This window comes from Methyloversatilis sp. RAC08 (assembly GCF_001713355.1).
Lineage (GTDB): Bacteria > Pseudomonadota > Gammaproteobacteria > Burkholderiales > Rhodocyclaceae > Methyloversatilis.
Genome location: NZ_CP016448.1, coordinates 3,216,605 through 3,232,684, shown reverse-complemented (window position 1 = coordinate 3,232,684; position 16,080 = coordinate 3,216,605). Strand labels below are relative to the sequence as shown.

The 16,080-nt window shown below is 67.2% G+C and carries 11 protein-coding genes; 4 read left to right on the top strand and 7 right to left on the bottom strand.

The window, feature by feature from the left end; all coding sequences use genetic code 11:
* Window positions 1-124: 124 nt before the first annotated feature.
* From BSY238_RS14775 to BSY238_RS14760, 4 genes are all read left to right on the top strand, one after another.
* On the top strand, window positions 125-1,357 hold the full coding sequence (locus BSY238_RS14775) for a M48 family metallopeptidase (protein WP_069039816.1): 1,233 nt from the start codon (window positions 125-127) through the stop codon (window positions 1,355-1,357).
* Window positions 1,358-1,370: 13 nt separating this feature from the next.
* Window positions 1,371-1,706, top strand: coding sequence for a 4a-hydroxytetrahydrobiopterin dehydratase (locus BSY238_RS14770; RefSeq protein ID WP_069039815.1), 336 nt, complete (start codon window positions 1,371-1,373; stop codon window positions 1,704-1,706).
* 44 nt (window positions 1,707-1,750) lie between these two features.
* On the top strand, window positions 1,751-2,566 hold the full coding sequence (gene rsgA, locus BSY238_RS14765) for a ribosome small subunit-dependent GTPase A (protein ID WP_083224163.1): 816 nt from the start codon (window positions 1,751-1,753) through the stop codon (window positions 2,564-2,566).
* A 161-nt stretch (window positions 2,567-2,727) separates the two neighbouring features.
* The gene (locus tag BSY238_RS14760) at window positions 2,728-3,639 is read left to right on the top strand and encodes a transglutaminase-like domain-containing protein (protein WP_083224061.1); all 912 of its coding nucleotides are present in this window, start codon (window positions 2,728-2,730) and stop codon (window positions 3,637-3,639) included.
* 16 nt (window positions 3,640-3,655) lie between these two features.
* Here BSY238_RS14760 and pelG read toward each other — a convergent pair whose 3' ends face one another.
* From pelG to BSY238_RS14725, 7 genes are read right to left on the bottom strand one after another with little or no spacing between them, the layout of a single operon-like run.
* On the bottom strand, window positions 3,656-5,026 hold the full coding sequence (gene pelG / locus BSY238_RS14755) for an exopolysaccharide Pel transporter PelG (protein ID WP_069039812.1): 1,371 nt from the start codon (window positions 5,024-5,026) through the stop codon (window positions 3,656-3,658).
* On the bottom strand, window positions 5,026-6,591 hold the full coding sequence (gene pelF / locus BSY238_RS14750; protein ID WP_069039811.1) for a GT4 family glycosyltransferase PelF: 1,566 nt from the start codon (window positions 6,589-6,591) through the stop codon (window positions 5,026-5,028). The genes pelG and pelF overlap by 1 nt, the downstream gene beginning before the upstream one ends.
* On the bottom strand, window positions 6,588-7,589 hold the full coding sequence (locus BSY238_RS14745; protein WP_069039810.1) for a hypothetical protein: 1,002 nt from the start codon (window positions 7,587-7,589) through the stop codon (window positions 6,588-6,590). The genes pelF and BSY238_RS14745 overlap by 4 nt, the downstream gene beginning before the upstream one ends.
* On the bottom strand, window positions 7,579-8,970 hold the full coding sequence (locus BSY238_RS14740; RefSeq protein WP_069039809.1) for a PelD GGDEF domain-containing protein: 1,392 nt from the start codon (window positions 8,968-8,970) through the stop codon (window positions 7,579-7,581). Before BSY238_RS14740 ends, BSY238_RS14745 begins: the two co-directional genes overlap by 11 nt.
* Window positions 8,971-9,498 (bottom strand): penicillin-binding protein activator LpoB, encoded by a 528-nt coding sequence (locus BSY238_RS14735; protein ID WP_069039808.1) that lies wholly within the window; start codon window positions 9,496-9,498, stop codon window positions 8,971-8,973.
* A 31-nt stretch (window positions 9,499-9,529) separates the two neighbouring features.
* Window positions 9,530-13,243, bottom strand: coding sequence for a tetratricopeptide repeat protein (locus BSY238_RS14730; RefSeq protein ID WP_069039807.1), 3,714 nt, complete (start codon window positions 13,241-13,243; stop codon window positions 9,530-9,532).
* Window positions 13,206-15,947 (bottom strand): bifunctional glycoside hydrolase 114/ polysaccharide deacetylase family protein, encoded by a 2,742-nt coding sequence (locus tag BSY238_RS14725; protein ID WP_223300154.1) that lies wholly within the window; start codon window positions 15,945-15,947, stop codon window positions 13,206-13,208. The genes BSY238_RS14730 and BSY238_RS14725 overlap by 38 nt, the downstream gene beginning before the upstream one ends.
* Window positions 15,948-16,080 lie beyond the last annotated feature (133 nt).

The following is a 16,080-nucleotide window of genomic DNA, read 5'->3' as shown; positions in this document are numbered from 1 at the left end:
TTCCAAGCGGGATTAATGCGTTCGTCCGAACGCGGATCGGCCTGATTTTGTCACACTCAGCTGACCTGGACTCCGTCTAAATCGGAGTTCCGACAGGAACCGCATCCACCCGAGGCTCTCCATCATGCTGACCGAAATCTTCATCCTTGCACTCGTGCTGACCACCGGCGTGCGCCTGTGGCTCGCGACCCGACATCGCACGCACATTGCGGCGCACCGCGCCGAAGTGCCGCAGGCCTTCCGCGACAGCATTCCGCTGGACGCCCATCAGAAAGCCGCCGACTACACGATGGCGCGCGTGAGCCTCGCCCGCGCCGACGTCGTGGTGAGCGCGCTGTGGCTGCTGGTGCTGACACTGGGCGGTGGCCTGCAGTGGTTCTACGACCTTGCCGGAAACCTTGCCGGCGACGGCCTGCTGCGCGACCTCGTGTTCGTCGGCGTACTGACCCTGGCTTCCGGCGTGATCGACTTGCCGTTCACGCTGTATCGCACCTTCGTCGTCGAAGCGCGCTTCGGCTTCAACAAGATGACGCCCGCCATGTTCTTCGGCGACCTGATCAAGCACGGGCTGGTGGCGGCCGCCATCGGTGCGCCGGTGCTGGCTGCGGTGCTGTGGATCATGGACAGCCTGGGCAGCGCCTGGTGGGTGTACGCCTGGGCGTTCTGGCTGGCGTTCAGCCTTGCCGCGATGTTGCTGTACCCGACGCTGATCGCGCCGCTGTTCAACAAGTTCGAACCGATGCCCGAAGGCGAACTGCGCAGCCGCATCGAAGGCCTGCTCGAGCGCTGCGGATTCCGCGCCGACGGCCTGTTCGTCATGGATGGCTCGCGCCGCTCGGCGCACGGCAACGCCTACTTCACCGGCTTCGGCAAGGGCAAACGCATCGTGTTCTTCGACACCCTGCTCAACCGGCTCGGTGGCGACGAGATCGAAGCCGTGCTGGCGCACGAACTGGGCCACTACAAGCACCACCACATCTGGAAGCGCGTCGCGCTGATCGGCGGCGGCAGTCTGGCCTTCTTCGCCCTGCTCGGCTGGCTGATCGACCAGCCGTGGTTCTACGAACAGCTGGGTGTGGCCAGCCAGGGCAATGTGATCGCGCTGATGCTGTTCGCGCTGGTGATGCCGGTGTTTTCCTTCCCGCTGTCGCCCATCATGTCGCTGATGTCGCGCAAGCACGAATTCGAAGCCGACGCCTATGCCGCGGCGCAGACCCGCTCCGGCTGGCTGGTGTCGGCGCTGGTCAAGCTGTACCGCGACAACGCCTCGACGCTGACGCCCGATCCGCTGTATTCAAGCTTCTACGACTCGCACCCGCCCGCCGCCCTGCGCGTGGCGAAACTGCAGACGCTCTGACCCTCAGGAACTCATGGACGCACACGAACTTGCCCAGCAGCACTGCACGCCGCAGAAGGGCGCGCACAAAAGACTGACCGGCGACACCCTGACCACGCATCTGCGCAGCGTGCCCGGCTGGATCGAAATGGACAACCACATTTCCAAGGATTTCCAGTTTGCCGATTACGCGCAGGTGGTCGAGTTCGTGAATCAGGTGGCCGCGCTGGCGGCAGCGGAAGACCATCACCCGGACATCATGTTCGGCTTCAACCGGGTGCGCGTGGTGTTCACGACGCACAGCGTGCGCGGCGTATCGATCAATGACCTGATCTGCGCCGCCCGCATCGAAGCGATGCGCAACCTTTGACCACGCTGAGCGGTCGCGTCGTTTCGGCGCACGGCCGGCACTACATGGTGCGGCTCGACGACGGAAAGGTGCTGCAGGCCTTCCCGCGCGGCAAGCGGTCCGAAGTGGCCTGCGGTGACCGGGTCGAACTGTCGCTGCAGGCCGATCAGGCGCGCATCGAGCGCATTCACGAGCGGCGCAGCCTGCTCTACCGCAAGGACGCCTTCAAGCAGAAGACGGTCGCCGCCAATGTCGACCAGGTGGTGATCGTCACCGCGACCGAACCCGGCTTCAACGCCGATCTGGTGGCGCGCATCCTGATCGCGATCAGTGCGCAGGACGTCGACGGCCTGATCGTGCTCAACAAGTGCGACCTCGCCGACGGCCTCGCGGGCGCCCGCGCGCAGCTCGCCGGATTTGCCGCCATGGGCTACACGGTGCTGGAGCTGTCGGCGAAGCAGGACGTGTCGCTGCTCGCCAGCCACCTCAAGGGCCGGCTGAACGTGTTCATCGGCCAGTCCGGCATGGGCAAGTCGACCCTGGTCAATGCGCTCATCCCCGGTGCCGCGGCGGCGACGCGCGAGATTTCGGCGGCGCTCGATTCCGGCAAGCACACCACCACCTACGCCCGGCTGTACGAGCTGCCGGGCGGCGGCGAACTGATCGACAGCCCCGGTCTGCAGGAATTCGGCCTGTCGCATCTCGACCTGCCGGCGCTGGAACACGCCTTCGTCGATTTCCGCCCTTACCTGGGCAAGTGCCGCTTCCGCGACTGCGCCCACGACCGCGAGCCCGACTGCGCGCTGCGCGACAACGTCGCCCCCGGACGCATGTCTCTCTACCGCATCCTGCGGACCGAACTGCAGCGGCCGCTGTATTGATCCATTCCGGATCCGTTTCGGACCTGAGCGCTGGCTCCCGTCCTGGAGATTTGCCGCACCGCGGCCCGCCCGCAAGCAGGTAGTCCCCGTCCTACAGCCTTGGTAGCCACGCACGTCTAGCATCCGCCCGGTTGCCTCAAACCGCTATCGGAGCCGTGCCCATGCCCAGGATGAACGTCACTGTTTCACTGCGTTACGACGTCGACACCGCGGGCAGTCTGGCGCTGCGCATCCTGCCCGCCGCCACACCCCAGCAAAAGGTGAGCGGCGAGTCGCTGGTGTCGTCGCTCGGTGCGCGCAGCCGCATCGTCAACGGCCGCCTCGGCCAGCGCGTGCTGCACGTGCAGGCGCCACCCGGCCCGCTCGAGATCGACTATTCGGCGCGCGTGCTGACCACTCACCACGCGGCCGATCCGGCCACACTGGCCGAGATCGGCGTCGCCGAACTGCCGTTCGACGTGCTGCCCTTCCTGCATGAAAGCCCGTTCTGCCCGACCGAGCCGCTGACCCGTCTGGCGTTCCGCACCTTCGGCCGCATGAAGCCCGGCTATGCACGCGTGGCTACGCTGTGCGAGTGCGTGCGCGACCGCACCTGCTTCGACCCGGCGCAGGCCGGCGCCGACAAATCGGTCATGGACACCCTGCTGGACAAGAGCGGCGCCAGCGAACACTTCGCCCATCTGGCGATTGCGCTGTGCCGCGCACTCTACGTTCCGGCGCGGCTGGTCAGCGTGAGCGGCCCTGGCAGCAGTGCGGGACAAGGTCTGTCCGGTCTGCACTGCTGCATCGAAGTATTCCTGGGTGATCGCTGGTATCTGTTCGATCCGACCGGTACGGCGCCGATCGGACGACTGATCCGGATCGGTACCGGCCGTGACGCGGGCGATCTGCCGGCGATCAGCCTGCAGGGCGAGGCGCAGCAGACCGGTGGCCGTCTGCAGATCACGACGCTGTGCGACGCCAGCGACCTGCAGTCGGAAGCGATGGATGCGCAGCAGGCGATCTCGACCGCCGCGCCCGACCTGACGCGCGGCGGATCACTGATCGAGCAGGACGGACGGCGTCAGGCCTGATGTACAGGGCCGGCGGTCACTGCAGCATGAAGGTTTCGTATTCCAGCCGACCGAGCTTGCGGTCGAGCGCATACAGGCCGAACAGCAGCGTCAGCAGCACCGACAGGGCATAGCCGTAGCCGTAGAAGCTGGCGCCCAGCTTGAAGAACAGCGCGGTGAACACGATGTTCGACACGCAGAAGAAGGCGCACAGGCCGAGAATGAGCCGGCGCTGGTCCAGATAGAAGAACACGTTCAGCAGCGCCAGCAGGCCCACCTGCAGGCTGGCCGCCAGCGTCTGGATGTACAGCAGCGGAAGGTAGAGCTCGGAAATCTCCAGCAGCGCGAATACCGCCGGGCCGGCCACGATGGCCACCAGCATGGCCAGCGTCTGGATCTTGCCGATCTCTGCCAGGCCCTGACGGATCGAATAAACCATTTCGTCGCGCATGTCCTCGATGTATTCGAGCGACCCGCCGGCACGCACCGCATCGAAGAAGCGGTCGTAGTACTCGACGAAATCGGTTTCGATGCGCACCAGGAACACCGCCATGCCCGGAATGATGGACAGATAGGCCATGAACACCGGCAGATCGTAGATGACCGAGGCGCGCAGCGGACCGATGATGGCATCCGACGTTTCCGGCCAGCTCCAGAACATGAACTTGTCGGCCCACACGCCGAGGTTGTACAGCAGGCCGATCGCCATCAGCGTCGGATAGCGCGTACTGCGGTCGGCGAATTCGTACGAGATGGTGAGCACCGAGCGGTAGTGCCACGACGTCATGATCCACATGCCGACCAGCAGCACGAAGTGCCCGAGCACGAAGCCGCCGAGCAGGCCTTCCAGCCCCCACGGCCGGGCCAGCAGCGCAGCCGTGACGGTGATCGCGTAACCCAGTGCGTACAGCAGCAGGATGGCGCGGTACATCTTCAGCCCGGACAGGAAGATCGTGGCGACCCAGATGCCGCACAGCAGCACGAAGCCCGACAGCATCAGCAGCCGGTAGGCGACCGACAGGCCGGAAAACAGCGTGAACGCCAGCGCGAGGCCGATGATGCCGGACAGCGCGATCACCCACAGCAGCAGGCCGTTGAAGTTCGACATGATGATGTCGTCGCGCTTCTCGAACAGGCGGTCCGACACGAAGCGGGTGAACGCCAGCTGCACGACGCCGGTCAGGATGAGCGAGGTGGCGATCAGATAGGTCACCGACACCTGGAACTGCGTGACCAGGAATTCAGGCACCACGACCGCACGCGACAGCAGACCGACCATCAGGATGCCGACGATGGACAGCACCCACGGCCCCGAGCCGATCACGCCGGCGTAGCTGTAGGCCTGCGCCAGCCCGAGCAGGCTGTCCTTCTTCAGCAGTTTGCGCAGTTCGAAACCGATGCCCGCCATCAGCGCGCTCCGTGTCCGAACGGGCAGCCACCGGCGGCGCGACCTTCGCGCGCCAGCGCCTGCGTGTAGACCTCGCGGTAGCGGCCGAACATCTGCGTATCGCTGTAGTAGCGCTCGACGCGCGCGATGCCGGCCTGCTGCGCGGAGGTCCAGGCGACCGGATCGCCGAGCAGTTCGAGCGCGGCATCGGCCAGTGCCTGAGGATCGGCGATGCCGACCACGCGGCCGGCCGCACCGAGCGCCTCGTCTTCGTCGCCCAGTCCGTACATCAGCTGCCGGCACGAACCCACATCGGTCGACACCGCCGGCACGCCCGCCGCATAACCTTCCAGCAGCACCAGCGGCAGCGCCTCGGAGATCGACGACAGCACGACCAGACCGATCTTCGGCATCAGTTCGTCGATCTTCTGCATGCCGAGAAAGCGCACGTTGTCATTCAGACCCAGACTGTCGACCAGATTGCGGCACTCTTCGGCATAGGCCGGATCTTCCTCGGCCGGGCCGGCGATCCAGCCCTGCGCTTCGGGCATGCGATTCACGACACGGCGCATCGCGCGGATGAAGGTCTTGATGTCCTTGATTGGCACCACGCGGCCGATCAGGCACAGCACCGGCGGCACGCTGTCGGGCCGCTTGTCGCGCAGCGGCGCCAGCTTCTGGATCGCCACGCCATTCGGAATGTTGCGCGTGCGCGCCGCGTCGGCGCCGTCGGCGACCTGACGCAGGCGGTTGATTTCATACAGCGCGATGATGGGGTCGGCCGCGCCATAGGTCAGCCGGCCCAGCCATTCGAAAAAGCGTATCCACAGCTGGCGGAAGTAGCTCAGTTCGGAAGCGTCCTTCTGGAACACGTTGCGGTTGTCGCGTATCCACTCGTTCTGGTACAGGTCGATCTTGCGTTCCTTGGTGTAGATGCCGTGCTCGGACAGCACCAGCGGCCGGCCGGTCGATTGCGCCAGCATGGCACCGAGGAAGCCGGCGTAGCCGGTCGATACGCTGTGATAGACCTTCGCCGGAATCAGCCCGTGCGCAACGCGTGCGAGCTGCCACAGCGGCTGGTGCATGATGCGCACGGTCCAGAAATAGTCGACGAAACTCGGGTCGCTGCAGTACTTGCGATAGCGGTCGGTCACGATGTCCCACGAGGCTTCGCTGCGCAGGAAGTCGTCGAGGCTGACCCGGCCGCCCGGACTGATTTCGCGGCACGCCGAGCCGAACAGGTCGAGCGCGTCGCCGCCGCTGCGGAAGGTGTCGTGCAGGGCCGCCATGCGGGCGAAGCCTTCGGCGTCGCCTGCCATGCCGGTCTTGCGGTCATGTGCGCTGGCGCTGCCCAGATCGTCATGCAGATAGTGGGTTTCGATGTGCTTCACGTTGTCCGGCAGCGTGTAGCGCATGTCGCCGTAATCGCTGCGCCGGCTGCCGATGAACACCACGGCGAACGTGAGGTCGGGGAAGGCGCGGATGATCTGGTTCACCCAGCTCGACACGCCGCCCGACACGTACGGAAACGTGCCTTCGAGCAGCAGCGCCACATCGACGCCCGCCGGTTTTGTCAGGTCTGTCATGCGTGCCCCCAGAACCGCAGTACCGGTTGCAGGCGCGACAGGCCTTCCCAGTCCTGCATGCTTGCCAGCAGGGTTTTCACGCGCACGTAATCGCGCCGGGCGAACGCCAGCTCGGCCAGATAGGGCACCACGCGCGACGCCGGCAGGCCCAGTTCGCGCGCGCGCCGGTAGGCGGCGTCCGCTTCGTCGAAGCGTTGCAGCTGCTGCAGCAGGCGACCGTGCTGCAGGTGCAGCGCCGGATCGTCGGTCAGCCCCTGCAGCGCGGTTTCGGTATGGCGCAGCGCCTCGCCGACTGCGTAGTCCAGCAGGTCGCCCTGCACCAGTCCCTGATAGATCAGCTCCCAGTAAAGCGCGGCGAGCTGATGCGCCACCGTGCTGCGCACTGCGACGTCGCGGCTGGCCGCAAGGCGCTGACGCGCATCGTGGATGGACGCGTTGAGATGCTTTTCACGCCCGTCGAGCAGGCCGTAGGCGAGCAGGCGCAGGTCGTCTTCGGCATCGCCCAGCAGTTCGCGCAGCACCGGTGAGCCGATGCGCGACGGCGCATGCGACAGCGCCACCATCGCACGCAGGCGCTGCGGCACCGGTGCACGCTCGTTCTTCAGGAACTGGCGCACGCCGGCCTGGCGGAATCCGGCTGACGATTTCTCGCTGCTTTCGTGCGTATCTAGATCGGGCAGGCGCACCGCGGTGAAACGCTGCGGCGCGCGCAACCTGGGCAGCAGGTGGCGCAGCAGCGCACCGATGATCACGCCGACGAAACCGAGCAGCGGCACGAAGAATATGCAGCTGAACAGCAGCGCCAGCACGCTGCTGCGCGGCTTCGATTGCCGCGCCGGGATCAGCGTGTAGACCGCCAGCGCAAGCAGACCACTCGCCGGCGCGTGAATCGCCAGGTAGGCCAGCAGTGCCTGATCGGCATGCTCGACCAGAAGCAGCGCCTGCAGGGCGCCCAGCTCGGTCAGCAGGGCCATCAGGCCGAATTTGCTAGCGCCCATGGCGACCTTTCAGCAGCCGTTCCAGCAGCGTCAGCGGTTCGACCGTATCGATCGGGTTGATGCGGCTCCCGACGCCGCTTGCATCCAGCCCGCCGCTGCGGTGCAGCGCCAGCCAGGCATCGATGCGCGCGAGATAGCCTTCGACCGCGGCGCTGCCGGCGAGCGGCATCAGCGTGATCAGTTGCGAGCCGGTGTCGCTGCGCACCAGCCAGACCACGTCGAGCGAGCGCTGGATGCGGCTGATCTGCAGCGCCAGATCGTCTTCCGGCGCAGCGGCCGGAAAGTCGAGCGTGACCAGTGCGCTGGCCACGCCGGATTCGACCCGCACACGCCACATGCGCGCAAGTTCGAACGCGAAGTCGAGCGGGCAGTCCGGGTACGCAGCGCGTATCGGTGCCGCCAGTTCGCTGGCTGACAGGCCGTCGGCGTAGTAGCCGAGCAGCAGGTTGAGCATCTGCAGCGTTTCGTCGTGCAGCGCAAAGAACGGCATGCCTTCGACCACCAGCAGCGCGCGCATGTCGCCGTTCATGTCGGTCAGCGGCGCCACGACCAGGTAGCGCGAGCCGCTGAGCGCACGTTCCTCGTCGAGCGCAATGTGGGCCAGGCGGCGTCGTTCGCAGGCGTAGCCGACGAGCGGATCCGCCAAGTCGATGTCGAACTGCGCGCCCAGATGCACCGGCGCCGCGCCATCGGCATGGCCGTTCTGATCGACCTGCAACAGGGCGGCGCGCTCGATCTGGCAATACTGTGACACCAGCCGCAACAGCTCGGCCGCACCCGGCAGCGAGGTCCCCGCTGCCGCCGGCGTCGATGCCAGACCGCGCAGGCTGACCAGCGCATCGCGCATCGACACCGGGCGTGAAATGAGGTCCTGCTCAAGCCGGTCATGCGACAGGCGCAACAGATAGTGCTGATGCGTCAGGTATTCGAGCCGCTGTTCGAGATAGGCCTGCACGCTTTCGGCGCGCCGCACGCGGCCGCGCCACAGCGACGAGAACTCGCCGCTGATCATCACCGTGATCAGCCAGCCGAGGAAGTACAGTTTGGGCAGTTCGCCCAGCGCCACGCCGAGCTCGCCGAACACGAACCAGGCGCCGAACACGATGGCGCTGCCGACCAGACCCGGTATCGGCCCGTAGCGCAGCGCCACCAGCACCGGGCCCAGCCACACCCACGCGAACTGCGAGCGCAGGAAGAAGGGATCGAGCGGATTCAGCCAGAACGCCAGTGCCAGCGCCAGCACCGGCAGCACCAGGGTTTCGGTCAGCGCTGAAGCGCCGGCTCCGGAACCGGTCGGTGTGAAGCGGTCGATGATGCGCCGGACCAGCGGCTCATCGACGCGGCGGATGACCGGCTTCTCACCGGGCGCGCGCGGATTCATTTATTTCAGGGCCGGTACGAGCAGCGACTTGATCAGTTCCTGCGCCACGCCGGACAGCGATTCGCGGCTCCAGCCGCTCTTGCCGCCGACGCCGCTCCACACCACCTTGCCGCCGTCGATCTCGACGATCTGCAGCGCCACGCCCACCGCCGGTTCGCCATCGACGCCGACCTTGTAGCGCCACTCGTCGACGGTGCCGGTGACCGCGTAACGCGCGCCCTGCTCCTTCGCCCAGTCCATCGCCTTGTCGGCATCCTTCGGCTTGCCGGATTCGAACAGGTTGTCGTTCTGCAGGCTGACCGGGTAGCGCTTCAGGTTGGCCACGCCGAGCGAACGCAGCAGGCCTTCGGTGACGCTTTCGGCGCGCTGGCCGGCGAACGGTGTTTCGGTCGCGTTGGCGAATGGCAGCACCACCCAGGCGGCGTTCTTGTCGGCGCCGGACGGCGGCGAGTGGTCGATGACGGCACAGCCGCCAAGCAGCGTGACAACGGCCAGCAGGCCCAGGGTGCGGTGGATCAGGCGGGTCATGGTGTATCTCCCTGTTCTAGAAAGGCGGCCATCAGAAGAACAGCCGGTAGTGAAGCGCAAATTCGGTGGTGCGCGCGAACAGCCCGCCACCGCCCTTGTTCTGTCGCCAGGACAGCGAAAAATGATCGGTGCCGAGCACGCTGCCGGCCAGCCCGAGCGCCACGTCGTAACCGGCACCCGACACGCTGTTGTTGAGCACGCCGACCGAGCCGAACGGCCGCAGCGCCTTCGTGTAGTCGCGCACCAGCCGTACGTTGTGGGTCAGTCGCACGCCGTGCAGGTTGAAACTTTGCGGCCGCAGCGCGGTGGCGTCGGACGCGCTGGCGAAGAACAGCCGGTTCTTGATGTCTACGGCACGCGCATCGGCAAGATCAATGTCGGACGGATTGAAGCGGTAGCCGGCAACGTAGGCGCTCACTTCGAGATCGGGCAGCTCGGTGCGGATCGAGTGCACGTATTCCGCCTGCCACAGCCGGCCGCGGCCGATGTCGAGATCGTTCTGCGCCTGATAGCGGTAGCGCGACAGCTGCAGACCGACGCGGTCGTAGCGCGACACCCGGTAGGTGCCGCGCAGTTCGACCTGATCGCGCATGCCGGCGACGCGCAGGCCGAGATTTTCGGTAGCCGGCATGTTCAGGCCGATGCCCAGCGACCCGGACAGGCGCCGGTCTATGCGCTGTTCGCGCTCGATGGCGAACGGATGAATCGTTTCGAAGCCGTCGCGCTGGCCGATGGTGAGGCGGGTCACGCCGTCGTCGTGCGCCCAGGCCACGCGGCCGAGCAGGTACTCGCGTTCGTCCGGTACCGCCGAGTAGTCCACGTTGTCGCCGCGCCCGCGCGTGATCGAGCCGAATTCGACGCTGAAGCGCAGGTCGGGCGCGACACCGATGTCCAACGTGGCCGACTGCTGACGCTCGTCGATGCCGGCCAGTTCGCGCTGTGCGATGTCGAGGTCGAAGCGGTCGGCGTAGTCGAGCAGCGCGTCGCTCAGCTGCAGGTGCAGCGGCGCGTCATCGCGCTGCGCGTCCATCGTTTCGAAGGCGGCCGTCTGGGCACGCCGCACGTCGCCGACCAGCCGCGCGCTGTTGACGCGGTCGTAGCGCGGCAGGCGTTCGTCCCACTGTTCGAGCAGCGCACCGACCGCCGCGACGTCGCCCTGACCGAGTGCGGCGGTGATGTCGGCCCACAGCGGACGGTTCAGCGCACGACCGTACTGGTGCCACAGAAAGCCGCGCACCGCCTCGTATTCGCCATGATCGATGAACCAGGACAGCGCCAGTTCCTTCGCCGCCGGCAGCCATTCGCCATCGGGTGCGCGATCGAGCCGCAGCACCTCGCGCAGCAGCGCATGCGAGGCGTCGCCCGGCTGCTGGGCACGGGCAAGTCGCACGCGCGCCAGACGCTGCAGCTGCGCGATGTCGTCGGCGGCGAGCACCCGCAGCTTCGGCCGCTCGGCGCGCCAAAGCTGTTCGCGCAGCCGCCAGGCACGCTCGGTTTCCTGATTCTGTTCCAGCGCATCGGCGACATTCATCATCCACAGGAAGTCGCCGCGCTGCGCGCCGATGCGCGGCAGCAGATAGCGTTCGAGCGCAGTCTGCGGGCGCGACAGCGCCTGCCAGGACGCGGCCAGCGCGTCATGCAGCAGCGGTTCGCGCGCCCAGGCCTGTTCGTGGCGGGCCAGCAGTTCGCGCAGCGCCAGCGTGTCGTTGCCGTCGATGAACAGCCACAGCAGCGCCGAGCGCACCTCGACCGAGCCCGGGTCGATCGCCAGCGCGGCGCTGAAATCGTTCAGCGCCTGTGCCTTGCGGCCGGCCGCCTGATGCCAGCGTGCGCGGATCTGCAGGAACAGCGGCAGCTGCTCGGCATCGCGCCGTTGGGCGTCCGACAGCTCACCGATGATGCGACCGATGTCCTGCGGCCGACCGGTGAATACATACAGATCCAGCGTACGCATCAGCCACACTCGATCGCCGTAGTGACGCCAGCCGCGCTCGGCTTCGCGCGCCGCCTGCAGCGGTGCGACATCCAGCAGCAGTTCGACCAGATCCTGCAGCTCCGACACCTCGGCGTCGTCGAAGCGCGTGATGCGGGCCAGCGCGTCGCGCGCCCGGTCGTCGTCCTGCAGCAACTGGGCGAGCGACGAGTACAGCCGCCAGTAGTCGCGATCGGCGTCGGTGGCCGCCGGGCGGACCGCTTCGAGCGCCGCCATCGCTTCATCGAAGCGGTTGCGCGAAATCAGCAGTGCGGCGCGGCGCGATGTGCGACGCACATCCGGCGTGGCGGTGCCATCGATGCGCGCCAGCGTGGCCAGTGCGAGATCGATGTCGGCTGCGCGCTCGGCCAGATCGGCCAGCGCCACCAGCACTGGCAGCGGCGGCGTGGCACCGCCCACACCCTGCAGGAACTCGATGCCCTCGCGCGGTCTGCCCAGCCGCTCGTAGGTGGCGATGATGGCGCTCAGCAGGCGGCTGTCGCCGGGCTGGCGGGCGATGCGATGACGCAGGCCGGCCAGCAGCGCCTCGTCGTCGAGCAGGCCGGGCGCCAGCCGCAGTACGGCGTCCCATGCGTCCTCGCGGCCGGTGCGCCGGGCGATGACCAGCCACTGTTCCAGCCCTTCCTGCGGCTTGCCGGCCCACTCCGACGACGTGGCCAGGCGCTCGCGCCAGACCAGACTGTCGGGCGCCTGGCGCACCGCCGATGCGGCGACGCGCTGCGCGTCGTCGAGCTGGCGGTTGCCGAGGAAGGCCTCGAACCCGAGCGTGTAGATGCGGTCATCGAACGGCAGATCGGGCACGCCATTCGTCGCCACCCGCCAGGGCCGCGCATCGAAGCCGGATTGCGCCAGCAGCGTGCGGCGCCATTGCAGCTGCAGCGACAGCTTCAGCATGGCGCGCGCAAAGCGCGCCGCCGCGTCGGGACGGTTGGCGGCGCGCGCCAGCGTGACCAGGTAGTACAGCACTTCGGTGTCGCCCGACAGTTCGCCCAGTTCGCGTTCCGCCGTGTCGAGCGCGAGCGCCAGCAGGTTGCCCGACTGCAGGATGCGGATGGCCTGCAGATAGAGCTGGCGACGCGTTGCGGCATCCGGTTCGGCGGCACGCAGCAGCAGCAGGATTTTCGCGGCGCTCTGGTACTCGCCGTGGCCAAGCAGTTCCTTCGCCGCCTCGCGATAGATGCGCGGGTCGGGCCGCACACCTTCGCGCGTGAAGCCCGACAGCAATTCCAGCGCCAGCACCGCCTGGCCCCAGGACAGCGCACGTTCGACCAGCGCCATGCGGTTCTGGTCGGTCAGGCCGTCGATCAGCACGGTGCGGCGCAGCTTTTCGGGCAGGGCCGCCTCGAGTTCGGCGCGCCGCGCAGAACCCGGCAGACTGGCCAGCAGCTCGCTTTCGAACACCGTCCATTCGACCCAGCGCGCCTCGGTACCAGAGGCGCCGGCCGGCGTGCCGGACAGCAACGGCGCCAGCGCCAGGCGCGCACCGTCGTAGTCGCGCCGCGCCAGCGCCTGTCGCACCAGCGCCAGGCGCAGTTCGGGATTGTCCGGATCCGTGCGCAGCAGGTTGCGCAGATAGGCAATGGTCAGCGTGTCGCCGCGGGTCGCATTCAGCGTGTATTGCACCAGCTCGCGATAGGGATAGAGCACGACCAGCAGCAGCGCCACCAGCAGCGCGATGCCCAGCAGCACATGCGGCGCGACCAGCCGCGGCCGCTCAAGCGAGGCGGCAGCGTAGCTCGATCGTCGCAGCATGCGCGGTCAGCCTGAAGTGTGTAAGTGATCCGTCGCGACGGAAGGGCGTGAGCGGCTTGCCGTCCGCGCTGGCGGTGCATCGATCGATGTTCGCGAGCACGAATTCGAGCGGTACGTGGGCCCGCAGGTCCAGCAGCATGCGGTCGCCGTCGCGCGTCATGGCGGCGATGCGCCCGTTGCTGCTCGACAGCGCAGGCCCGGCCGGCGCGGTGGGCTGCAGGCCGAAGCTCGCCTGATCGGCGGCCAGATGCAGATAGCGGCCTTCCGGTCCGGCGTTGAAGCCGGCCACGCCGGACGCTGGGGCGAGATCCGGATAACCCAGTTCGGCCGGCAGGCGCAGCGTGCGCAGATGCGGCGCATTGCGCACCAGATAGCGTCGGCCATCGAGCGAACGCGCCAGCACGAGGTCGTTGAAGTTCATGGCTATGCGCACGTACTCGCTCGGAAAGACCGGGTGGATCTCCTGCGCCAGCGCATGTCGATACACCTTGTGCAGCGCATCGAGCGCCGCCCGCTTGCTGGCCGAATACGTGTGGTAATAGATGTTGATCGGCTTCAGGCGGCGTGGCGCGCCGGTGTAGTCGAATGTTTCGATGACGCGCTCGAAGCCGTAGAACGGGCCGGTCCACAGGTTCGTGTAGACGTTCTCGTTCATGATCGGCGCATGCACATGGAAGCGCCGCCCCTGCCACGATCCCAGCGCGGACACCGCGGCCAGGCTGGCGTAGTTGCGGGTGGCCACCGTATAGCCGCCATTCATCTGCACCATGCCGGCGGCGTCGACGATGTCCAGCGCAGCTTCGGTCGGTGACGCATCGCCGGTCCACAACATCAACCCGACCGGTTTGCCGGGCGGTGCCAGACGACTGCGGATGTATTCGCTCGAACCCAGAATCTCGCGCTGCAGGCTCGGCACATAGCCCTTGGGCGCCAGTGAATAGCCCTGCAGCGACTCGCGCACTTCACCGCGCTCGACGCTGTCCCAGAAGAACGGGTGCGTGTAGCTGTGCGACGCGATTTCGACGTGCGGCAACGCGAACATGCGACGCGCCACGTCTTCCATCAGCGGCGACTCTTTCGGGTACGCACCCTGCGGGCTGGTTTCGACCTCGATGACCGACATCGCATGCGGCACCGCGTAGCGCTTGAGCACATCGTCGAGCAGCACTTCTGCGGCCAGGCGGCGGCCCGGCATTTCGGCGCGCGACGGAAAGCCGTCGCCATCGATGTGGGCGAAGAACATGCGGCGGCCGGCCGCCGTCGTGGTGTCGGCGACCGGCAGCGCGGGCAGCGCCAGCGCCTGACGGATGAAGGCAAAGGGTTCGACGATCCAGCGCGACTGTTCGTCCTCGCCCGGGAGTACGCGCACCACGAAAGGATTCATCACGTAGCCGCCCCACCCGGTCAGGGCGGCCGCGTCGTAGTGCGTGCCGTTGGCGTCCGACAGGCGCAGCAACGTCCGGGCGCCGGGCGCCGATACCCGTATCGCTTCGACGCCCCGTCGCTCCGGAAGCGCCGGTGACTCGTAGCCGATCAGCGCATCGGCACTGACGACCTTCAGTGCACCTTTCGGAGGGGCCGCGTCGTCGAGCCCTGCAGCGCGAACGAAGCTGCCCGCCGGCTGGAACCCGAAACTGCCGAATACCGCAACCCGCGTGCCGTCGGCGATGCGCGCAGCCAGCCAGTTCGACAGCGCGCCGGTGCGATCCGGGGCCACGTAGCCGTCGAACCAGGCGACGACGCCGGCGTAGTCGCCGGCGGACACCACCTCCGGCAGACTGCCGTTGACGTCGACATACTCGGCCACATAGCCCAGATGATTGACCGGCATTTCGGCGTAGCGGTGCGCATTCGACGCATTGATGCGCGACGACTCACGACTGTTGTAGAGGAACATCACCTTGCGCGGCAGCACTTCGATCAGGCCGACGCCGGTGGTTTCGAGCGCAGCATCGGTGACGTAGGGCACGATGCCGTGCGACAGGATGCGTTGGGCCGTCGCGCGCGCCAGCGCGCGGTCGGTCGGCGCCACGTAGTCGATCGCCAGCACCGTGGCGCCATACTGGTCGCGCGCCGCGGCCAACTGGCCAAGCAACCAGTCGCGGTCCGCCTGCGACACCTCGACATAGCGTTTCTTCTTCGCGTCCCAGCCGCGATAGAGGGATTCGGCCGCCACGGCAAACACCTCGCCCCGCAACGCGGGCAGCAGTTCGAAGCCGCGGTTCATGATGAGGCGGATGCCCGGAAAGCGCGTGCGCATGAGGCGGATCACCGCCACCAGACCGGCCTGCTGCGCCGCCACGTCTGCGTTCTTCACCAGATGGTAGGAATCGAGCGTGTCGAGAAAGAAGCCGCGGTAGCCGCGCGTCCACAGCGGTGCGATGACCTGTTCGGCGAAAAAGGCCGGCCAGTCCGGCTGCGCCTGATCGATCACGATGGACTGCCAGTCGGTATTGCTGCCGATGCGCCACGCCGCCGGGATGCGTGAGGCGTAGCCGCGTGACGGATGCACCTCGCCGACGCTGACATAGGCGAACAGCTCGCTGCCGGCACCTTCAGCCTTGCCGGCACGGTAGGCGACCGGATCGAAGCCGTGGTCAGGCTCGACCACCGCGATGTCGAACGCCTTCAGCGAAGCCAGCAGCGCCTGTTTGCCGTAATGCAACGCGATGGAAGGCAGGTCGGCCGCGCGCGCTGCCGTCACGCAGGCGCAGCTTGCAGCGACCAGACAAAGCAGGAGGTACAGAACACCTCGCAACCCCCGGGGCATCGGGGTACGCGGCGTGGCGCACGCATCGGTTGCGCGTGCGCAAGGCCAGTCGGCTTGAGCGGACATG